Origin of the sequence: Paraburkholderia fungorum, assembly GCF_902833645.1 — a bacterium.
Classification (GTDB): domain Bacteria; phylum Pseudomonadota; class Gammaproteobacteria; order Burkholderiales; family Burkholderiaceae; genus Paraburkholderia; species Paraburkholderia fungorum.
In genome coordinates, this window is the sequence record NZ_CADFGE010000012.1 from 207774 (window position 1) to 229040 (window position 21267).

20 protein-coding genes are annotated in these 21267 nt (G+C 63.7%); 8 read left to right on the forward strand and 12 right to left on the reverse strand.

The features are described 5' to 3' along the window. The first annotated feature begins 20 nt into the window (after positions 1–20). On the forward strand, positions 21–1694 hold the full coding sequence (locus tag HWX91_RS30770) for a methyl-accepting chemotaxis protein (RefSeq protein WP_028200169.1): 1674 nt from the start codon (positions 21–23) through the stop codon (positions 1692–1694). Positions 1695–2003: 309 nt separating this feature from the next. Here HWX91_RS30770 and HWX91_RS30775 read toward each other — a convergent pair whose 3' ends face one another. From HWX91_RS30775 to HWX91_RS30790, 4 genes are read right to left on the reverse strand one after another with little or no spacing between them, the layout of a single operon-like run. After that, positions 2004–2864: an efflux RND transporter periplasmic adaptor subunit gene (locus HWX91_RS30775; protein ID WP_028200170.1), complete on the reverse strand. Its 861-nt coding sequence runs from the start codon at positions 2862–2864 to the stop codon at positions 2004–2006. Between the two features lie 13 nt (positions 2865–2877). Further along, positions 2878–3078 carry a DUF1656 domain-containing protein gene (locus tag HWX91_RS30780; RefSeq protein ID WP_028200171.1) on the reverse strand — a complete coding sequence of 67 codons (201 nt, stop codon included), beginning with the start codon at positions 3076–3078 and terminating at the stop codon, positions 2878–2880. Further along, complete coding sequence (locus HWX91_RS30785) at positions 3068–5278, reverse strand: FUSC family protein (protein WP_028200172.1); 2211 nt, start codon at positions 5276–5278, stop codon at positions 3068–3070. Before HWX91_RS30785 ends, HWX91_RS30780 begins: the two co-directional genes overlap by 11 nt. 11 nt (positions 5279–5289) lie before the next feature. Beyond that, the gene (locus HWX91_RS30790) at positions 5290–6936 is read right to left on the reverse strand and encodes an efflux transporter outer membrane subunit (protein ID WP_042277212.1); all 1647 of its coding nucleotides are present in this window, start codon (positions 6934–6936) and stop codon (positions 5290–5292) included. Positions 6937–7175: 239 nt separating this feature from the next. On the opposite strand from HWX91_RS30790, the gene HWX91_RS30795 reads away from it, so the two are divergent. Together HWX91_RS30795 and HWX91_RS30800 are read left to right on the forward strand one after the other, a co-directional pair. Continuing rightward, entirely contained in the window at positions 7176–8114 is a 939-nt protein-coding gene (locus tag HWX91_RS30795) for a LysR family transcriptional regulator (protein WP_028200174.1), read from the forward strand. Positions 8115–8331: 217 nt separating this feature from the next. Continuing rightward, complete coding sequence (locus HWX91_RS30800; RefSeq protein WP_167440531.1) at positions 8332–8490, forward strand: hypothetical protein; 159 nt, start codon at positions 8332–8334, stop codon at positions 8488–8490. A gap of 48 nt (positions 8491–8538) precedes the next feature. Here HWX91_RS30800 and HWX91_RS30805 read toward each other — a convergent pair whose 3' ends face one another. The 5 genes from HWX91_RS30805 to wrbA all read right to left on the reverse strand — a co-directional run bounded on the left by HWX91_RS30805 (position 8539) and on the right by wrbA (position 12872). Next, positions 8539–9258, reverse strand: coding sequence for an SOS response-associated peptidase (locus HWX91_RS30805; RefSeq protein WP_028200175.1), 720 nt, complete (start codon positions 9256–9258; stop codon positions 8539–8541). A gap of 109 nt (positions 9259–9367) precedes the next feature. Next, positions 9368–10174 carry a metallophosphoesterase gene (locus tag HWX91_RS30810; protein ID WP_028200176.1) on the reverse strand — a complete coding sequence of 269 codons (807 nt, stop codon included), beginning with the start codon at positions 10172–10174 and terminating at the stop codon, positions 9368–9370. Positions 10175–10224: 50 nt separating this feature from the next. After that, positions 10225–11643, reverse strand: coding sequence for an FAD-binding oxidoreductase (locus HWX91_RS30815; protein WP_028200177.1), 1419 nt, complete (start codon positions 11641–11643; stop codon positions 10225–10227). A gap of 72 nt (positions 11644–11715) precedes the next feature. Then, entirely contained in the window at positions 11716–12156 is a 441-nt protein-coding gene (locus HWX91_RS30820) for a DUF2069 domain-containing protein (RefSeq protein WP_028200178.1), read from the reverse strand. 113 nt (positions 12157–12269) lie between these two features. Beyond that, on the reverse strand, positions 12270–12872 hold the full coding sequence (wrbA, locus tag HWX91_RS30825; RefSeq protein WP_028200179.1) for an NAD(P)H:quinone oxidoreductase: 603 nt from the start codon (positions 12870–12872) through the stop codon (positions 12270–12272). Positions 12873–13000: 128 nt separating this feature from the next. Here wrbA and HWX91_RS30830 point away from each other — a divergent pair, with 128 nt between their 5' ends. Then, positions 13001–14314, forward strand: a complete 1314-nt coding sequence (locus HWX91_RS30830; RefSeq protein WP_081833255.1) for a YihY family inner membrane protein — start codon at positions 13001–13003, stop codon at positions 14312–14314. Between the two features lie 58 nt (positions 14315–14372). Here HWX91_RS30830 and HWX91_RS30835 read toward each other — a convergent pair whose 3' ends face one another. The 3 genes from HWX91_RS30835 to HWX91_RS30845 all read right to left on the reverse strand — a co-directional run bounded on the left by HWX91_RS30835 (position 14373) and on the right by HWX91_RS30845 (position 17175). Then, entirely contained in the window at positions 14373–14693 is a 321-nt protein-coding gene (locus HWX91_RS30835) for an Mpo1-like protein (RefSeq protein WP_028200181.1), read from the reverse strand. Between the two features lie 221 nt (positions 14694–14914). Further along, entirely contained in the window at positions 14915–15748 is an 834-nt protein-coding gene (locus tag HWX91_RS30840; protein ID WP_028200182.1) for an alpha/beta fold hydrolase, read from the reverse strand. Then, positions 15745–17175 carry an O-acetylhomoserine aminocarboxypropyltransferase gene (locus tag HWX91_RS30845; protein ID WP_169741877.1) on the reverse strand — a complete coding sequence of 477 codons (1431 nt, stop codon included), beginning with the start codon at positions 17173–17175 and terminating at the stop codon, positions 15745–15747. The genes HWX91_RS30840 and HWX91_RS30845 overlap by 4 nt, the downstream gene beginning before the upstream one ends. Between HWX91_RS30845 and HWX91_RS30850 the strand changes: the two genes are divergently transcribed. From HWX91_RS30850 to aroC, 4 genes are all read left to right on the forward strand, one after another. After that, positions 17153–17323, forward strand: coding sequence for a hypothetical protein (locus HWX91_RS30850; RefSeq protein WP_162181313.1), 171 nt, complete (start codon positions 17153–17155; stop codon positions 17321–17323). The two genes, HWX91_RS30845 and HWX91_RS30850, sit on opposite strands and share 23 nt — an antisense overlap. A 91-nt stretch (positions 17324–17414) precedes the next feature. Next, entirely contained in the window at positions 17415–17879 is a 465-nt protein-coding gene (locus HWX91_RS30855) for a CBS domain-containing protein (RefSeq protein ID WP_028200184.1), read from the forward strand. Positions 17880–18086: 207 nt separating this feature from the next. Continuing rightward, positions 18087–20024, forward strand: a complete 1938-nt coding sequence (locus tag HWX91_RS30860; protein WP_028200185.1) for an MFS transporter — start codon at positions 18087–18089, stop codon at positions 20022–20024. 120 nt (positions 20025–20144) lie between these two features. Beyond that, positions 20145–21245, forward strand: coding sequence for a chorismate synthase (aroC, locus tag HWX91_RS30865; protein ID WP_028200186.1), 1101 nt, complete (start codon positions 20145–20147; stop codon positions 21243–21245). Positions 21246–21267 lie beyond the last annotated feature (22 nt).

Sequence of the window (21267 nt, forward strand, 5' to 3'; positions counted from 1 at the left end):
GATACGCGGGGACGAGGAATATGAAAGCAGTTTCGCTGGGTGGCCAGACGGGCGCGGGGTTCGTACCGGAAGGGGAAGCGGCGGGCAAGCCGTCACATGGGCAGGAGGGCCATTCGCGCGCCGTGCGGCTCAAGGGTTTGTCGGTGAAGGCGACGCTGCGGCTTGCCTTTGCCGTGCTGCTGATCGGCACCCTCGTCATCGGCATATTTTCGCTGACCCAGATCAGCCGCCTGAACGCTTCCGCGCAATCGATCTACGACCAGGGACACGTGGCGAGCCGCGCTGCCGAAGAGGCGCGCGGCCACATGCTGCGTGCGAGCCGTGCACAGAAGATGCTGCTCACCGCGACCACGGCCAAGGAGCGCGACGACCTCGGCGCCGACATCGACAAGGGCCTGAACGGTCTCGGCACGGAACTCGGTACGCTGCAACAGTACGTCGACACGTCCGATGCGAAGGCGGTCGACCAGCAGAAGAAATTTGCCGCGGCCGTTGCAGTGTGGAGCGGCCACTTGCGCGATTTCGTGAAGCTCGTGAAGGCGCAACCGCTCGATCTTTCGCAGATGAACTGGCAGGTCGGCACGCAGGACGTATCGTTGCTGGTCGAGACTGGCAAGCTTGAAAAACTCGTCGACGAACTCGTTGCAGAGCGCGGCACCGCTGCCAAGGCGACGATCGAGGCATCGGGTTTTATTTTCCATTCGTCGTTCGTGATGATCGCCGTGATGACGGTTGGCCTGATCGCCCTGGCGTTCGGCATTAGCGAGTGGGTGGTGCGCCGCCTTGCCGGCCAGCTTGGCGGCGAGCCTGCCTACGCCAAGGAAATTGCGAGCCGGATTGCTGCGGGCGACTTATCGAATCAGATCGTGCTGGGCCGCAAGGACAAGTCGAGCATGCTGTACGCGCTGCACGACATGCAAAGCGGCCTTGCGACGACGGTCTCCGACATCGCGTCGAGTGCCGACGCGATTGCGACGGCGTCGGGCGAAATCTCGATGGGCAATCTCGACTTGTCGCAGCGTACGGAGCAGCAGGCGATGGCGCTTGAGCGGACGGCGAGCAGCATGGAGCAGTTGACCTCGACGGTCAGACAGAACGCCGACAACGCGAAGCAGGCGAGCACCTTGGCCAACAACGCATCGGAGATAGCGGAGAAGGGCGGTGCTGTAGTAAGCCGTGTGGTGGCGACGATGAACGAGATCAACGACAGCGCGCGAAGCATTGGCGACATCATCGGCGTAATCGAGGGGATTGCGTTCCAGACCAATATCCTTGCGTTGAACGCCGCGGTGGAAGCTGCCCGAGCTGGCGAAGAGGGTCGGGGATTCTCGGTAGTCGCGGCCGAAGTGCGCAATCTCGCGCAGCGCAGCGCGGCTGCCGCGAAGGAGATCAAGGGGTTGATCAGTACGTCGGTGGAGCGGGTGAGTAATGGCTCGACGTTGGCGGCGGACGCTGGTCAGACGATGGATGAAGTGGTGAAGGCGGTGAAGCGCGTGACGGACATCATGGGCGAGATTTCGGCGGCGTCGTCCGAGCAAAGCGCGGGGATTGAGGAGATCAACCTGGCGGTAACGCAGATGGATTCCGGCACGCAGCAGAACGCAGCGCTGGTGGAGCAGGCAACCGCGGCTGCCCGATCACTGGACGACCAGGCCCGCGGCCTGAAGCAGATGGTTGGAAAGTTCAGGTTATAAGGGGTGCGAACTGCGCATCGGCGCGCGCAGCGCCGCCGGAAGTATGACTGCCTTGTCACTACCGCCAAATGTGCGAGGACACAGATTCCAGATGCACCACTACCGTGGCTGCGCGGGGGACCCACTTATGAGCTGGCGGTGTAAAGCCGCTTTCTTTTGCCTACTTTTCTTTGCGGCCGGCAAAGAAAAGTAGGTGCCGCCCCGCACAGGGGCAACGCCAATAGACCACTAAGAAAACAAGGAAAGGCCAACACCCCCCAAGCCCAGCCAAAACAAAACAGGCGCCTCCCAGGCAAAAAAAAGAGCACCTCAGCTAGGCTTAACAACCACAGTACAAGTAATCCCAGCAGCCAGCACAACCCCATCGGGCACAGAATCAATCCTCACCCGCACGGGCACGCGCTGCGCCAACCGAACCCAGTTAAAGGTCGGATTCACATCAGCGAGCAGTTCCCGGCTTTCAGGATTATCCCGATCATAGATTCCTCGAGAAATACTCTCGACATGCCCTTGCAGCGTCCCCCCACTCATAAGCCGAACTTCAGCCTTATCGCCGATGCGAACATGAGGCAGCTTGGTCTCTTCAAAGTACCCATAAACCCAGAAAGAGTGACTATCGACGATCGCCAGTTTGGCGGCCCCGGCCGTGGCATAGTCACCACGAAAGACGTTCAGATTAGTGACATACCCATCAACCGGCGAGACCACCCGAGTCCGCTCGAGATTCAACTTCGCGGCATCGAGCGCGGCCAAAGCCTGCTGATAGGAAGCCTCAGCAGCAGAAGCGGTGTGCGTCGCATTCTCACGGCTTTCTTTGGACACAACCAAAGCATCCATATCCGCCCGCCGCTGCGCATCATCGCGCTTCATCTGCAACTCGGCCTTACGCGCGGCAACGGCAGCTTGCGCCTGCTCAACAGCAATCTGATAGTGCGAAGGATCGATCTGCATCAACAGATCCCCCTTCTTGACCAGTTGGTTATCCTTAACAGGCAAATCAACAACCGCGCCAGACACATCAGGCGCCACATTCACAATCTCAGCGCGCACGCGCCCATCGCGAGTCCACGGTTCATCCATGTAATGAACCCACAACACGCGCCCAATCAAAATCGCGACGATAAAAATAATGGCTGTCGCGACGAAGCCAACAATATTTCGGATGGTCATGTTTCGACTCTGATCAACGATAAACGGCAAGACCCAGCACGCCGCACACACACACGAGCAAACTGGCCCGGAACAAGGACGGATGCCACACCACGCGATACAGGCCCGTATAGGCAATCACGCGGTCCAGCATCCAGGTAAGCGCGGCGCCCGCGACGAACAGCAGCACAATGGCCGGCACGTAGGCGTCGAATACGGCGATATCACGTGGCATGACGAACTCCTTCTGACGCGTCGGCACGTCCTTTCACCAGCGGTTCAAGCGGCGATTGCGGATCGAGCAGCGCGGTACGAATGAAATGCAGTTGACTCAGAATGCGTTGCAACTGATGCCGCTCCTCACGCGGCGGCGTGAAGGTCGCCAGCATCAGTTGAACCGCGCCGATAGCGTCGACGGTTGCGGACAGCGCGCGGTCGAAGCGGTCCGCGCGCGGCTGTTCGAACAGCGCGGTCAGCGCATCGCGCATCGCACGCAGGCTGACCCGCCACGGCATCGACTTCGCATAGCGCGCGTCGGCGGGCAGCGCCGCCACTTCGCGGCGCAGATCGATCATCGCGTTGCCCACTTCGAGTACCGAAAAGAGCCAGCGCAAGGTGTCGCGTTTGAGTTCGGGTTCGTTCTGCGCGAGCGCGTTGATCTGGAACATCAGATCGCGTGCGCCGCTCTCGAAGCGCGAACGCACCCGCCGCATGCCCGCGCGGCTCGCCAGCGTGACCTGACGGCGCAGGTCCACCAGCAGACGGTTGCGCAGCCACGGCGTCGAAGGCGGCAGCATCACCGCGAAGGCAAGCGCGCAGACCAGCATCGACAGCACCAGCGCGATCGCGTCGTTGATGGTGCCGCTCGGGTCGTAATGAATCAGGTTGTCGGGGCCGGCCAGGAAGCAGAGGAAAATGCAATAGCCGACGCCGTAGCCGGCCAGCGCCGGGCGCGTCGTCATGAATACGCCGAGCAACAGGAACGGCGTGAGCGCCGCGCACAGCAGCGGAAAACCGTCGATATGCGGATACACGCCGTACACCGCGATCATGCCCATTACCGAGGCGACCAGCGTGCCGCCGGCCATCTGGAACGCCGTGCGCTTCGGATTCGGCGACGACGACGCCAGCGCGCATACCGCCGCGGCATCCAGCGTCAAGGTCGAGCCGCTCGGCCACGCGGTCGCGATCCAGAATGCGCCGAGCACGATCATGACGATGGTGGCGCGCAAGCCGGCGACGCTCGCGGCGATCGCGTTGGTCTTAGGTTCGTAACGCTCGATCCAGCGCTCGCGTTCGTGCGTGTCGACCGCAAGCGAGGCGTAGGTGGCCGCGTACGCGTGCAGATCGTCGATGAAGCGGTACAGCAGTTCGGCACCGGTGTCGAAGTCGAGCAGCGGCGCGTCCGGCTGCGTTTCCAGCGCGGCGCGGGTTTCGCGTACCCGCTTGGGCAGCGCGGCCTTGTACACGTCGAGTTGCGCGGCGGCGTGGGCCGCGTCGGCGGCGCTCAACACCGGTTCGCCGGATTTCGCCAGCAACGGGGCGATTTCCTTGAAGTACGGCTCCAGCGCTTCGACCGCGATGGTTGCGCCGTTCGTGTTCGTATCGCGCAGCCGGTTCATCAGTTGATGCAGCGCGTGAAAGCGCGTCGAGGCGGTCATGAACTCGCTGTTCAGACGTGCGAGACGGCCACCGCGCATCCGCGAATCGGGACCTTCGAACACGGCGACACTGCGCGCCGCTTCGAAACCGACGATGTCGGCAACAAAGCGCGCGTTGGTCGCTTCGATCTGCGCGCGGTCGTTGCGGCCGGCCAACGAGGTCGACACGTACTCGACGAAGGCCGAGAAACGCGCGCGCACCGTGCCGCGCATCTGCAAGCCGGTGAATTGCGGAAACACGAGGCCGCTAACCGCGCCCGCGCAGAGAATGCCGACCACCACTTCGGCCACCCGCGTGAGCGCGCTCAAAAACGCGCCATCCGGATGCTGCGAAGCCGGAATGCCGATCAGCGCGGCGGTGTAGCCGGCCAGCACGAAACCATACGACTTGAAGTTACGGTTGCGCGCCGCGCCGGCCGTGCAGATGCCGACCCAGATCGCGGTCGTGACGATGAACAGTTCGGGCTGCTGTGCGAACAGGCCGATCAACGCGAGCATCACGACGAGGCCGACGAGCGTGCCGCAGATCCGGTAGAAGCTCTTGGCGAACACCATCCCGCTTTGCGGCTGCATGACGATGAATACGGTGGTCATGGCGGTGCGCGGCTGCGGCAGGTCGAGTTTCATCGCGATGCCGAGCGCCAGAAAGCAGGCGGCGAGCGCTTTGAACAGATAGACCCAGGTGAGGCCATCGGTGCGCGCCCAGTCGGCGGCAGCCGAATACAGCGCGGCAAACGACGCCGGGCGTGAGGCGGGAGAGGGGGAGGCTGACATGGCCGGCTTCCTTACTCAGCCGCGGGCGCGTTGGCGGACGGCCCCTGTGCGTGCGTGCTGCCGGCCAGGGCTGGCGCCGGCGCGCTGGCCCCGGCACGCTCAGTCGAGGCCGTTTGCGCCGATGCGCCCGATGCAGCCGCAGGCGCCACAGCCGCCGGCTGGCCTTTGCCCTTGCCATGCGCTGGCAGCGTCTCGTTAGCTTGCGGTCCGTTGGCGGGTTCGTCGAGTCCGCCGCCGAGAGCCGTGACCAGCGACGCGTGCGCCGCGAGCCGCTCAGCCTGAATCTTCGCGACGCCTTCCTGCGCGCGCAGCAACTGGCTCTGCGCGATCAGCACATTCAGATAGTCAGTCAACCCGCGCCGATAACCTTCGCGCGACAGATCGTAGTTCTTGCGAGCCGCCGCGACCGAACGGTCGGCGTCCTCAGCCTGGGTGGCGAGCGAGCGGATCCGGATCACCTGATCGGAGATGTCCTTCAGCGCGCCGACGATCGACTGGTTATAGCGATCGACCGCCTCGTCGTACCCCGCCGACGCCGCCCCGAGTTGCGAGCGCAGCCGGCCGCCGTCGAAGATCGGCAGCGACAATGCCGGACCCGCGCTCCAGCTATGCGATGGGTCTTTCAGGAACTGGAACAGCGGCCCCATGGCCGCATAACCGCCGATCGACGCCAGCAGGTTGATGTCCGGATAAAAACTGGCCTTGGCGACGTCGATGCCGCGCGCTTGCGCCGCGACCGTCCAGCGCGCCGCGACCACGTCCGGCCGATGGCCGATCAGATCCGCGGGCAGGGCGCTCGGCAGGGCGGCGGGGGCGTTGTCGAGCGCGAGCGTCGGACGCTGGATCGTGTCGCCGGCGCCCGGACCCTTGCCGGCCAGTGCGGCTAGTTGATTGCGGCCGAGCGCGATCTTTTCCTCGAGCGCGTCGATCTGGCGTTCGTATTCCGGCATCGGCGTTTGCGCCTGGCTCACTTCGAGCTGCGTGCCGATGCCGCCTTTCAGACGCCGGTTCGCCAGGTCGACGATCTGCTGCTGTTGCTGCAGCGTGGACTTGGCGATATCGAGCAGCGCGTAGTTCATCGACAGCTCGATGTAGGTGCGCACCACGTTGCCTTCGAGTTCGAGCTGGGCGGCGCGGAAGTCCGCTGCGCTCGCGTGGGCGGCGTCGAGTGCGCGCTCGGCGGCGTTCTTGTCCTTGCCCCAGATGTCGAGGTTGTACGACAGACCCAGCGTGCCGGTGTTGTTCCACGACTGCTCGCCCGCGAGCGGACCCGGGCCGTAGTAGAGGTTGTCGGCCCATTTCTGACGCTGGATCGACAGACTGCCGTTGACTTGCGGCGAGAGCGCCGAACGGGCGACGCCTGCCATCGATACTGCTTCGCGCACGCGCGCCTGGACGACAGCGAGGCTCGGATTGCCCGCCTGCGCGGCTTCGACCCATGCGTTGAGTTGCGGATCGTTATAGGCACGCCACCAGTCGGCGGCGGGCCATTGAGCGTCCGCGTTGGCCGCCCGGATGGCGTTGCCCGCATCGAGCGATGAAGGCTCGATTCCGCGATCTTGCGGCGCGATGCCTCCGGTACTTGCACAGCCGGCGATTGTTAATAGGATCGTAAGAACCGCGGCTGCGGCGATCCCTTTCTGTACCGGAGACTGCACGATTTCCTCCAAAATTGGCTATAGAAGCATGTGCGCCATTATATTTTTTGATTGATTGAGGAATAACCGGTAAAGATGCAAGGCATTTTTACGGAATATGAGACAATCGCCTTTGCGAATCATGTAACAATCGCTGCCGATCATTCGCAATTATGTTGCGACTATGTTGTAGGGGACCGGGGTAAGCGCTTTGCATGGCCGACAGCTAAAGCGCCAACTCCGGATCGACAAGGAAAAGTATGGATACGCTTCAAAACATGCGCGTATTTGTCCGTGTCGTGGAAGCGGGCAGCTTCACGGGTGCCGCGCAGCACCTGAACACGACCACGGCGTACGCTTCGCGCGCGGTTTCCGATTTGGAAGCGCATTTGCGCACGCGCCTGTTGAACCGCACGACGCGCCGCATCGCGTTGACCGAGGCGGGTGAGCGCTATCTGCAGCGCTGCGAGCAGATTCTCGCGTACGTGGATCAGGCGGAAGCGGAGGCCAGCGACGCCCACGCGCGTCCGTCGGGCAAGCTTAAGGTGCATGCGATGACGAGCTTCGGCCAGCATTATGTGGTGCCGGCGGTGGGCCGCTATCAGGAGCGCTATCCGGACGTGCATATCGAACTGACGCTCGCGCAGCGTATGCCCGATCTGCTGGACGAAGGTTTCGACGTATCGCTGACACTCGCAACCGGCTTGCCGGATTCGGGGCTGGTGTCGCAGCGCCTCGGCAGCGCGTTCAGTATCGCCTGCGCGTCGCCGGCTTATCTGCAGCGGCATGGCGTGCCCCAAACGCCCGCGGACCTCGCGCAGCACACGTGCCTGCAAATGGTCACGCCAGTGTTTCCCGCCGACAGATGGACCTTCGACGGCCCGAACGGCGAGGAAACGATCGTTCTGGGCCCGGCCACCTTCCAGGTGAATGTCGCCGAAGCGATGGCAGTCGCGGTGTGTAATGGAATGGGCATCGGACTGATTCCGATCTATTCGGCGATCAGCGGCTTGCGCAGCGGCGAACTCGTGTGGCTGTTGCCGGAATACACGTCGCAGGAAATGAACCTGTATGCGCTGTATCCGTCGCGGCAGTATCTGGACGCGAAAATTCGCACCTGGGTCGAATTTCTGCGCGACGAATTGCCGGCCACGCTGGCCGTCGATCAGGAAGAGTTGCGCCAGTTCGCGCGCGGCTGAAGCCCCGCCGCGCGGGCGGTTGACCTTGATTGACGAGGCCGCGCAAAGGGGCGTGATAGCCTGTTACATAAGTGCCGCGCCGCAACATTTTCTTACTTCTGCGCCGCAGTCGATTTGCTAACGTGTGGTTTCACGCGCCGCCGCATTCTGCCGGACGCGTTCAATTCGCCGCTGTTCGGCAAACTGCAACAACCGCAACAATTAGGACGAGGAATTCATGGATACGCATCTGATGATCGGCGTGGCCGTCATGCTGGGACTGATTGGAATCGCCGCATCGCGCGATCTGCTGCGCCGCCTGCGCGACCAACAGCCGCAACTGGTGCCGGTCAAGATCGAACGTCCCGATTCGCAGGGGCAACGGCGCGATCGTTGAGGCTTGTCAGTCTGTTTCGATCCGCGTTCTGTGGTTCATTTCGTAGGTTCAAACCAGCGCTTCGATCAGACCCGGCTCGTCGTTGAGCGTGCGGTCCACCTCGAGGCTCACCCGGTGCCAGCGAAATCGCGCGGCGGGTAGACAGGCACCGTGTACGAGTTGTCCGAGTTCGTCGACAGGCAGAGCCGGGTCTAGCCAGCGGCGCGCCGCTTCGGGCGCGAACGCAAGCGGGCGTTGACCGTGCACGTCGACGAGACCCGCGTCGGCGGTGGCCGTCACGATCACCAATCCCATGCCTTCCGTTTGCGGTTCTGTGCCGCGTACGCTCGACAGGGCCGCGAGGTACATCGGTGCATCGCTTTTCAGACGCACAAAATAGGGCTGGCGGACCGTTGCGTCGGTTTGCCCCGTGTGATCCCCGCTTGATGCTCGTGGCGCCGTTTCCATGCGCCACTCGAACCAGCCATCCGCCGGCACCAAAACCCGTCCGGTTTTCCACAAATCTTTGAAGTAGCGCGTGTGCGGCGCGGTTTCGGCGCGCGCGTTGATCGTCGCCGGCAGATGTTGCGCGCGCGCCCAGTCCGGGCAATAACCCCAGTGGATCGCATGCAGCGTTTGGTCTGGGTAAATCGCGAGCGGATGAGTGCCCGGCGCGAGGTTGTAGCCGGGGCGGCGATCGGCGGCGTCGAACAGCATCAGCGGGTCGGCGAGACCAAGCTGCTGTGTGTACAGATGCGGATCGCGGTACTGGCTGATTCGACCACACATGAGCGACACCTCCGGAGATCGCCGGTCCAAACCCGACCCGCACCCGACAATAACCCCAGCGTAGTGCGTGGCGCTCAGCCGCGCTACCCAGATCGGCCCCAAGCCGCCGCTATATCTCGACGACCTTGTCCCACGTGAATTGCGGATTTTCCAACTGACCGGTGCGCCGGTCCAGGTAGCCGCGTGGATTGCACACCACGCGCGTGCCGTTCACGGTGTAATCGAACGGCGTATGCGTATGCCCGTGAATCCACAGGGCGACAGGCGCGCGCACCAGCTCCGGCAAATGATTGACGAACCCGGCCGAGACGCGATCTTCCGCGTAGCGCTCGGCCAGACTCAAGCGGTACGGTGCGTGATGCGTGACGACGATCGTCTTGCCCTCGAATGGTCGCGCCAGTTCGCTTTCGAGCCAGGCGCGCGCTTTCCGGTGCAACGCGAGGGAATCGTCAGGCGTGAAGTCGCGCGCCGAATCCTCGGTGTCGTGCGGCCAGTTCATCTGGATGAGGCCGCGGAAGTCGAGCATCACCCGGCGCGATGCGTCGATGCAGCCGGCGAGCGTGTCAGGATCCGCGCCGTATAACGCGAAGTCGGTCCACAAGGTGGTGCCGAGCACGCGCCAGCGGCCTTGCGGGTCGACCAGCGCGGCATTGTTCAGTACATGCACGTTGTCGACTTGCGCGGCAGCATCGTAGAGGGCGGCTTCGAGCGCGCCGAATTCGCCGTCGTAATACTCATGATTGCCGGGCACGTAGACCACCGGCACGGCGCCGTCGAAGGTTTGCGCGGCCCAGCGCGGGCCCGCTGCATGATTATGGATGTCGCCGGCCAGCACGATCAGATCCGCCTGCGCATGCGGGATCAGCTCGGGCTCATCGTATTCCAGATGCAGATCGGACAGCACTCGAATCTTCACGACGACGACTCCTGCAATGGGCCCCGCACCGACGGCGACGGCTGCAAACTCTAGCGTAGCACCTTGCCCGGGTTCATCAGGTTCAGCGGGTCGAGTGCGTGCTTGAGCGCGCGCATCATTTGCACTTCGACGTCCTGTTTGTAATGCATTGCCTCGTCGATCTTCAACTGGCCGAGCCCGTGTTCCGCGCTGATGCTGCCACGATGCCGGTGCACGCTGTCGTAGACGATCTGGTTGATCGGACTTTGCCAGGCCTTGAGAAACGCTTTCGCATCGACACCTTCTGGCGCCTGCACGTTGTAGTGCAGATTGCCGTCACCGAGATGGCCGAACGTGACCATTCGCACGCCTGGCACGGCCTGCGCGATCGCTGCATCGGTTTCCTCGATGAAGTGGCCGATGCGTGAGATCGGCACCGCAATATCGTGCTTGATGTTCAGACCTTCCTCAGCCTGTGCGAGCGGGATGTGTTCGCGCAGATTCCAGAATGCCCGCGATTGCGTGAGGTTCTCAGCGACCACCGCGTCTTCGACCAGACCTTGTTCGAGCGCGGTTTCCATCAGACGCTCGAACAGGCCGCGCGCGTGCGCCTCGCTTTCGCTGTCCGACAGTTCCAGCAGCACGACCTGCGCGTGCGTTTCGGCGAACGGATAGCGCATCTGTTCGAAGTGCCGCCCCACTAGCCGCAGACAGAAATCCGACATCAGTTCGAAGCCGGTCAGCAGCGGCCCGGCGACGCGTTGCGTGAGCGTGAGGAAGTCGAGCGCCGCGTGCGGCGACGCGAGCGCGGCAAGCGCCGTGACACGCGCGGCCGGCTGCGGATGCAGCTTGAGCACGGCGGCGGTGATGATGCCGAGCGTGCCTTCCGCGCCGATGAACAGATCGCGCAGATCGTAGCCGGTGTTGTCCTTGCGCAAACCGCGCAGGCCGTCCCAGAGTTCGCCTTGCGGCGTGACCACTTCGAGGCCGAGGCACAGCTCGCGCGTGTTGCCGTAGCGCAGTACGCCGGTGCCGCCCGCGTTGGTGGCGAGATTGCCGCCGATCGTGCAACTGCCTTCGGCGGCGAGGCTCAGGGGAAACAGGCGGCCGGCTTCTTCAGCGTGCTTTTGCACTTCGGCAAGGATGACGCCGGCTTCGACTGTGATCGTGTTGTTGTGCGGATCGATGTCGCGCACGCGGTTCAGACGCCGCAGACTGATGACGGCCTGCGCGCCGCTTGCATCCGGCGTGGCGCCGCCGGCCAGACCGGTGTTGCCGCCTTGCGGCACCAGCGCGACGCGATGCTCGACAGCGAGTTTGACGAGCGCTGCAACCTCGTCAGGCGCGGCCGGACAGAGCACCGCGCAGGCGGTGCCGGTGTAGCGGCGGCGCCAGTCGGTGAGGTAGGGGGCGGTGTCATGCGGGTCGGTCAGCACGTGGGCGGTGCCGATGGCATCGCGGCAAGCGGTGAGGAAAGCGGCTTGGGTCATATTGGTCGGTCAGGAAATTCGGCGGAGCTTGACGGGTGGGCTATCTGGCAAGCGGCGTGGGAAGCAGGACTCTCATTGCGAGCTTTCCTCGGTCTGCCCGGTGTTCAGTCTGGCGTTCCCGGTTGCGGCCTGCCGCGCTGCCCGTTTGGCCGCGCGCTTGAACGGCGCGACGTAGGCGAGCGTGCAGATGAAGAAAACGACGGCGAGGGCGGCTTCGAGCCAGCCGAGGCGGGCGCTCAGACCGGGGTCGCTCCAGCCACGCACGATGCCCTCCGCAAAGTACAGCAGGATCAGCATCGATGCCCATTGCAGCGTGTAAAGCCGGTGCCGCCACACGCCGGGCAGGGCGAGCAGCAGCGGCACGGCTTTGAGCACCAGCGCCGAGCCGCCCGGCCGCAGCGGCGCGAGCCACCATTCCCACGCGACGGACAGCGCGATCAGCGCGAGCAGGCTGGCGGTGGCGCCGCAAGCGGCGGCGCGGTTTTGCTGCACAGGCATGGTGGTTGCGCGCATAGGAGCGTTCGTTGCTGAATCCGCGGGAGACGAGCCGGCGTGTTGCGCGTTGCTGCCGCTTACGCGCATCCCGGCATGCGAATCGTTCGAGGCCTTTGGCGCAGTCGGCTCGCTCACGGCCGCTCGCTCATGGACCCCGCCGTGCGGGCAACGCGCGCGCCGAGCGCAATCGCAAGCGTTTTCTCGTCGGCGGAGATGCCTTGTTCGGCCGTGCCCGCGCGCGCGAAATGCGACGCGCCGTAGGGTGTGCCGCCGGTTTGCGTGGTGGAGAGCGTGCTCTCGGTGTACGGAATACCGACGATTAGCATGCCGTGATGCAAAAGCGGCAGCATCATGGACAACAGCGTCGACTCCTGGCCGCCGTGCAGGCTGCCCGTGGAGGTAAACACGCAAGCCGGTTTGCCGGACAGCGCGCCCGAAAGCCACTGCGGCGTGGTGCCGTCGAGAAAGTATTTCAGCGACGCCGCCATGTTGCCGAAACGGGTGGGCGAACCGAGCGCCAGGCCCGCGCATTCTTCGAGATCGCGCAGCTCGACGTAGGGTGGGCCTTCAGCGGGAATATCCGGCTGGGTCGCTTCGCAGACGGTGGAAACCGCCGGTACGGTGCGCACGCGCGCCTGCATGCCGGGGACGCTGTCGACGCCGTGCGCGATCGCCAGCGCAAGCTCGCGCGTGGCGCCGTGACGGCTGTAATAGAGCACGAGAATGTCTTTCATAGGCCTCATCGGTGAACGGGTATTATAGGGGCTGGGTCCGCTGTAGAGGCCATCCATAGCCATTCGGCCAGGCTTCGCGCACGGTCCTGAAACACTGTTTGATAAAGCAGGGAGGTAAGAAGGTGGGTGTGTTGTCCAGGGTGCGTTTCGATCTCGACAAGCTCAAACGACTCGCGCAGTTTGCCGCGAAGCGCAGCAGCGAAGACCGCATTCCGCAGGTGGCCGGCAGCCTCACGTTCACCACCATGCTCGCGCTCGTGCCGCTCGCCACGGTCGCGTTCGCGCTATTCACCGCGTTTCCGATTTTCAGCTCGTTTCAGATGTCGCTGCAGATTTTCCTTGCCGACCATCTGATGCCCGCGCAGCTCAACACTCAGATTTTCAATTACCTGAACCAGTTCGCGTCGAAGGCGAAAGGGTTGACGACCATCGGCATGATTTTTCTGTTTGTCACCGCCGTTATGACGATGATGACGGTGGAATCCGCTTTCAACGTGATCTGGCGGGTGCGCAAGGCGCGGCCGATCGCGCAGCGCATTCTGGTCTACTGGGCGATCATCACGCTGGGTCCGATTCTGATCGGCGTGAGCCTGTCGATGTCGTCCTATCTGTTCACGCGTTCCATGGCGTTCACGGCCGCTCAACATATTCCGCCGGTGATCGACTGGGCGTTGACCAGTGCCGTGCTGCCATTGACGGCACTCGCCTTCACGATGCTTTACGTGTTTCTGCCGAATTGCCGGGTCGAATGGCGCGACGCGGTGATCGGCGGGGTCGCTGCCGCGATCGCTTTCGAACTCGCCAAGCGCGGCTTTGGCTACTACGTTCGCCGGATTCCCACCTATACCGCGGTGTACGGTGCATTTGCCGCCGTGCCGCTATTCCTGCTTTGGATGTATCTATGCTGGTTCATTGCGCTGGCCGGCGCAATGATCGCATCGGCGTTGCCTGCGATTCGCATCGGGCAGTTTCACCGGCCGACGTTCGAGGGCAGCGATCTGTTCGATTCGCTCGAACTCCTCGCGCGGCTCTCGGAAGCGCGCGACGCGGGTAAGCGCGGCTACACGGTGCAGGAACTTTCCAGGATGCTTCGCCGCGAGATGGATACCACGGTCAATCTGCTGCAAAAGCTCGAGGAGATCGAGTGGATCGCGCGCTTGCAGGAGGACGGTACGCGGCCGCATTTCCTGTTGCTGGCGAATCCGGCGCAGATTACGGTTGAGCGTCTGTTCGACCTGTTCGTGATCGATCGCGCGGAGCTCGAATATCAGCTTGAGCTGAACTCCACGCGGGTGGATGGCCAGATGCTTCTGGCAGCGCTCGAAAACGACAAACTGAAGGTGACGCTCGCTACGCTGCTGGCGGCGCGTGCTGCCGCGCGGGCGGCGCGCGCTCGGGAAGACGAACAGGCCGCTTCTTCAATGCCGCATCAGGCTGCTTGAGCGGGGTGCCGGGAGCGGGCGCAATCCGATCGCCGCTTGATCACCACTTGATCGCCATCTACAGCGAAATCTTCCCCACACAGATGTCCTTGAACATCACCCAATCGCCCATCAGGCTATAAAGCGGATGCCGGAAGGTCGCCGGCCTGTTTTTCTCGAAGAAGAAATGCCCGACCCAGGCAAAGCCATATCCGCAGATAACAGCAGCCGGCAGCCATAGCCAGTTACCGGTGGCGAGCGCCATGGCGAGGCAACCGATTACGCCGAGCGATCCCACGAAATGCAGCCGCCGTGACACCGTATTGCGATGCTCGCTCAGATAGTACGGATAGAACTCCGCGAAACTCGCGAAGTGATCGGTATGTGCGGTTTGAGCCATTGCGGCCTCCGAATGTCGACGCTACTCGATTCCGTGCCCGTCGCTCTCTTTACGTCTTGTACTTCCATTACTTCTACTACTTCGTCGCGCCGGATGCCCGCAGCGCGCTTGAAACTGGACAGGTCTGGCCCATTGTGCGGCTATCGGGCCACGCGCGCAACCTGGCCATTCGGCCGATGGTGCGCGCTTGCCTGTGAGGTTATTGTGACCACTCGCAGTGGCTACTGAACGGCGCTGGCGGCCTTCGAGGCGAAGCTGAACAGCGCGTCGAGCGTGGCATCGGGCTGCTCGGTCATCAACGCGTGGCCGGCTTCGAGCGTCACGGTGTCGACCGGTACGCCGGCCCGGGCGAGCGCGTCGGCGAGCGCTTTGGCCGCGCGTGGCGGCGTCATCGCATCGCGCCGGCCCACGATCAGTCGCGCCGGGCAGCGTACTTCGGCGGCGCGTGCGAGGCCGTCCGCGTAGCTATTGCAGGCGGTGAAGTCGGTGTGGAACAACTGCGGCTCGCCGCTTGCCGAGACCCGCTCCATCAGCCGTTGATTCATGCCATGCAGCCAGAAGCCCGGGCCGGGGCACGACGGCTTGGCGGCGAGCGTGGAATGCGACCATTGATTGACCATGCCAATTGCATCGGGCTCGCGGTGCCGGGCAGCCTCGAGCAGGGCGTCCGAGACGGCCATCGGCACGGCGGTGGCGAGCAATGCGAGGTGCGTTGCACGCTGCGCATAGCGGGCGGCGAAGTCGAGCGCGATCAGCGAGCCCATGCTGTGGCCGGCCACGAATGCGCGCTGTACGCCGGCGGCGTCGAGCAGGGCGGCCAGCCAGTCGGCCATGGCTGTCACGGTGGTGAGCGCCGGGCCGGCGCTGCGGCAGTGGCCGGGCAGATCGACCGCCAGTACGCCGAAGCCATGGTGCGCGAAGTAACGTGTTTGCAATGCCCACACGCTATGGTCATGCTCGGCGCCGTGGATGAAGACCGCGGTCGGCAGGCTGGCGTCGAATGGTTTGCCGCCGGTGTACGCATAGGCGGGCTTGCCTTGAACGGTGAGAATCATGCCGACTCCGGGCGGGGGTTGGCCGCATTGGCGGGCGCAGCGGACGGCTCGCCTTGAGCCGAAGCAGCGGATGAACCGGCGGAGCTGTTTTTTGCAGTATTGGACGCAGCGGCTTGTCCGGTCGCAGTCGCGCTCGCGCCGCCCGCTTTCTGCGCGGCCTTCAGCGCCCGCTTGAGGTCGTCGATCAGATCGTCGGGGTCTTCAAGACCGATTGACAGACGGATCGTGCCTTCGGCGATGCCGGCTGCGGCGAGAGCGGCGGCGTCCATGCGGAAATGCGTCGTCGATGCGGGGTGGATGACCAGTGAGCGCGCGTCGCCGACGTTCGCGAGATGCGAGAACAGCGAAAGCGCTTCGATGAAGCTGCGTCCGGCGGCGCGATCACCGCGCAGATTGAAGCTGAATACCGCGCCCGCGCCCCGTGGCAGCAAACGCTTCGCGAGCACGTAGTCCGGATGCGACGGCAGCTCCGGGTAGGCCACGGCTTCGACGGCAGGGTGGGCGCACAGGAATTCGACCACCGTGCGTGTGTTCGCGACGTGCCGCTCCATGCGCAGCGGCAGCGTCTCGATGCCTTGCAGCAGTTGCCATGCGGCTTGCGGATGCAGACAGGCGCCGAAGTCGCGCAAGCCCTCGCGGCGCGCGCGCAGGAGGAACGGCGCGACGGTGCTTTCCTCGGCGAACACCATGCCGTGAAAGCCCTCGTACGGTTCGGTAAATTCGGGGAAACGTCCGGACGCGGTGAAGTCGAACAGGCCGCCGTCCACCAGTACGCCGCCGATCGTCGTGCCGTGGCCGCCGAGGAATTTGGTCGCCGAGTGGTAGACGAAGTCGGCGCCGTGCTCGAACGGCTTGAGCAGATAGGGCGTGGTAAAGGTCGAATCGACCAGCAGCGGCACGCGGTGCTCATGGGCGAGTTGTGCCACGGCGGCAATATCGAGCACGTCGAGGCCCGGGTTGCCGAGCGTCTCGCCGAACAGCAGGCGTGTGTTCGGGCGTAGCGCGGCGCGCCAGGCGTCGAGGTCGCCCGGTTTGACGAAGGTCGTCTTGATGCCGAAGCGCCGCAGCGTGTAGTGCAGCAGGTTGTGCGAGCCGCCGTACAACGCGCTGGAGGCGACGATATGGGCGCCGGCGCCCATCAGCGTCGCGATCGCCAGATGCAGCGCGGCCTGGCCGCTGGCCGTGCCGATCGCCCCCGCGCCGTTTTCCAGCGCGGCAACACGTTCCTCGAACACGGCCACGGTCGGATTCGAGATGCGGGAGTAGACGTGGCCGGCGCGCTCCATATTGAAGAGCGCCGCGGCGTGGTCCGAGTCGCGGAACGAAAACGAGGTAGTCTGGTAAATCGGCGTGGCGCGCGCGCCGGTGGCTGGGTCGGGCGCTGCGCCGGCGTGCAGCGCAAGCGTGTCGAAACGGTTGGCGGACATCCTGGGCGGCGAAGCCACGGACGGCCTCGCGAAAGGTGAAAGTGGCGGCCATCCTATCACCGGCGTGAATCGCTTCAAGCGCGGTTTTCCCGATGCGCGCGCTTCGGACGGCACCGCACAGAAGCTGCAAATGCCCGCTGCGCCTTGATGGGCGGGCCGCTTTCCTTTTACGGGCCTTTCCGCTAGGATCGAAAGTCAATCAGGCATTATCAGCTTAGCGGGCATCACGGAGACAGACCATGCGAGTCAGCGACATTCTTAAAGTCAAAGGCAACACCCTTTTCACGGTTACGCCGGATACCACGCTGCACGACGCAGTCAATACCATGGCCGAGCACGATATCGGCTCGCTGGTCGTGATGGAGTACGGCGACCTCGTCGGCATGCTGACGTTTCGTGAAGTCATTCTGACCTTGAGCAAGCACCACGGCAGCCTCGGCACTTCCACGATCCGCAAGTTGATGGACGACCATCCGCTCACGTGCACGCCCGAAACGGACGTCAACGAGGTGCGTCGCATGATGCTCGAGCATCACGTGCGCTATTTGCCGGTGCTGGAAAGCCGCACGCTGATGGGCGTGATCTCGTTTTACGACGTCGCGAAGGCGGTGGTCGAAGAGCAGGGCTTCGAAAATCGCATGCTGAAGGCGTACATTCGCGATTGGCCGGAAGAGCAGCAGGAACAGCAATCGGCGCCGCGCTAAGCAGAACGCGCGTGGGCTCACCGCGGCGTCCGCGCCGTTAGCGTGAGTGTGAAGATGCGCTCAAGGCGCGCGCGAAAGCGTGCGCTTTTTTTGTGCCCCGCGCTTTCCCGGCCGAAGTCCTTTTGTTTGCTTATTGTTTGCTTTTTTGTTTCCCCTCTATTTCTCCTTTGTTGCCATTAGCCAGTTTCTAGCCCGTTCCCGAACTTCATGAGCGATCGTCCGATACCTGCCGCCCGCCGTCCCGCCCGCTCTCACGAGGCGCACGAGTCGCAGTTCCGCCTGCTCAGTCAACGCCGCTTCGCGCCGTTTTTCTGGACCCAGTTTCTCGGCGCAATGAACGACAACGTGTTCAAGATCGGCTTCACGTCGCTAGTCACGTATCAGGCGGCGCGCTTTTCCGGCGTCGATCCGAAAACGGCCGCGTTCCTGATTTCGGCGATTTTCATTCTGCCGTTCGTGCTGCTGTCGGCGACCTCGGGTCAGATCGCGGACAAGTACGACAAGGCGATGCTCACGCGCTTCGTCAAAAGCTTCGAAATCGTCGTGATGCTGATCGGCGGCGCGGGTTTCTGGCTGCATAGCGCGTCGCTGCTCTATTTGTGCACGTTCCTGATGGGCGTCCATTCGACCGTGTTCGGGCCGGTCAAGTATTCGTACCTGCCGCAGCATCTGTCGAAGTCGGAACTGGTCGGCGGTAACGGCATGGTCGAGATGGGCACCTTCGTCGCCATTCTGATCGGCACGATCGTCGGTGGCGTGGGTGCGGGTTTCGTCGAGCATGGCGCCGTGGTGCTCGCTTGCGCATGTGTCGCGATTGCGCTGGTGGGGCGGCTGGTATCGAGCTTCGTGCCTGCGACGGCGGCGCCGCAGTCCGATCTGCGCATCAACTGGAATCCGGTCAGCGAAACGTGGCGCAACCTGAAGCTCGCGCGCGAAAACCGGACGGTGTTTCTGAGCCTGTTGGGGATTTCCTGGCTGTGGTTCGTGGGCGCGACCTTTCTGTCCTCGTTTTTCAGCTTCGCGAAAAACGTGCTGTCCGCCGATCCGGACGTCGTGACCGTGCTGCTCGGCACCTTCTCGATTGGCATCGGCATCGGCTCGCTGCTATGCGAAAAGCTCTCCAAGCGGCGCATCGAAATCGGCCTTGTGCCGCTCGGCTCGATCGGCATGAGTGTGTTCGCGATCGATCTGTTCTGTGCGAGCCATGCGCTGCCGGCCGCCGGGCATCTGCTGAGCGTCGGCGAATTCCTCGTGCGGCCGGCCCATTGGCGCGTGCTGGCCGATCTGTTTCTGCTGGCCATGTTCGGCGGCTTCTATAGCGTGCCGCTGTACGCGCTGATCCAGAGCCGCAGCCAGCCGAGCCACCGTGCGCGCATCATCGCGGCGAACAATATTCTGAATTCGCTGTTCATGATCGTGTCGGCGTTAATGGCAATGGGGCTAACCGCGGCGGGGTTCAGTATTCCAGCGATTTTCCTCGTCACCGCGCTGCTGAATATTGTCGTCGCGACGTATATCTATTCGCTCGTGCCCGAGTTTCTGCTGCGCTTTATCGCCTGGGTGCTGGTGCACACGTTCTACCGGATTCGCCTGGTTCATGCCGAGCGGATTCCGGAGGAGGGCGCAGCCGTGCTGGTGTGCAACCACGTGAGTTTCGTCGATGCGATCGTCATCATGGCCGAGAGCCCGCGGCCGATCCGCTTCGTGATGGATCATCAGATCTTCAAGTCGCCGTTCGCCGGCTGGGTGTTCCGTCACGCGAAGGCGATTCCGATCGCGCCCGCTCATCAGGATCCGGCACTGCTGGCGCGCGCTTATGAGCGTTGTGCCGAGGCGCTGGCTGAGGGCGATCTGGTCTGCATTTTCCCCGAAGGCAAGCTGACGAAGACCGGCGAGATGAATCCGTTTCGCCACGGCGTGACCGAGATCATCCGCCGCACGCCGGCGCCGGTGATACCGATGGCGTTGCGCGGACTGTGGGGCAGCGTGTTTTCGCGCGCCAACGACGCGCGCTGGCCGCGACCGATCCAGAAGGGCGTGATGAGCCGGCTGACGCTGGCCGTGGGTGAGCCAATCGATCCGGCTGAGGCGACGCCGGAACTGCTGCAGCAGATCGTCACCGAATTGCGCGGGGCGCGCAAGTAGCGCCACCGGATCACGGGCCTGCCGGTCGGGCCCGGAGCCCATCGCCGTCCCGTAGCGCGGCCTTGGCCGCATCAAGGCTGGCATAATAGCGTTTTCCCCGCATTTCTTTGGACGACGCCCATGTCCGGCAACACGCTCGGTACGCTTTTCACTGTCACGACCTTCGGCGAATCGCACGGCCCCGCTATTGGCTGCGTGATCGACGGCTGCCCCCCGGGCATGGCGCTCAACGAAGCCGATATCCAGCTCGAACTCGACCGCCGCAAGCCGGGCACGTCGCGCCACGTCACGCAGCGCCAGGAAGAGGACAAGGTCGAGATCCTGTCGGGCGTGTTCGAAGGCCAGACCACCGGCGCGCCGATCGCCCTGCTGATTCGCAATACGGACCAGCGCAGCAAGGATTACGGCAATATCGCGGATACTTTCCGTCCCGGCCACGCCGATTACACCTACTGGCAGAAATACGGCATTCGCGACTATCGCGGCGGCGGCCGTTCGTCGGCCCGTCTGACCGCGCCTACGGTGGCGGCCGGCGCCGTGGCGAAGAAATGGCTGCGCGAGAAATTCGGGACCGAGATTCGCGGCTACATGGCGGCGCTCGGCGAGATCGACGTGCCGTTCGTCGACTGGGCCCATGTGCGTGAGAATCCATTCTTCGTGCCGAATGCGCAGATCGTGCCGGAACTCGAAACCTACATGGACGCGCTGCGTAAAGACGGCGATTCCATCGGCGCGCGCATCAATGTCGTGGCTTCCGGCGTGCCGGTCGGGCTTGGCGAGCCGCTGTTCGACCGTCTCGACGCGGACATCGCGCACGCCATGATGGGTATCAATGCGGTGAAGGGCGTCGAGATCGGCGCGGGCTTCGCCAGCGTCGCGCAACGCGGTTCGGTGCATGGCGACGAATTGACGCCGGAAGGCTTCGTCGGCAACCACGCGGGCGGCGTGCTCGGCGGTATTTCGACCGGGCAGGACATCACGGTGTCCATCGCGATCAAGCCGACCTCGAGCATCCGCACGCCGCGTCGTTCAATCGACAAGGCGGGGCAGCCGGCCATCGTCGAAACGTTCGGGCGCCATGACCCGTGCGTCGGCATTCGCGCTACGCCGATCGCCGAATCCATGCTCGCGCTGGTATTGATCGACCACGCGCTGCGTCACCGCGCGCAATGCGGCGATGTCGCCGTCAGCACGCCGAAGATCGCCGCGAGCGCGTCGTAAACGGCGCGCTTCGAGCGTCCTC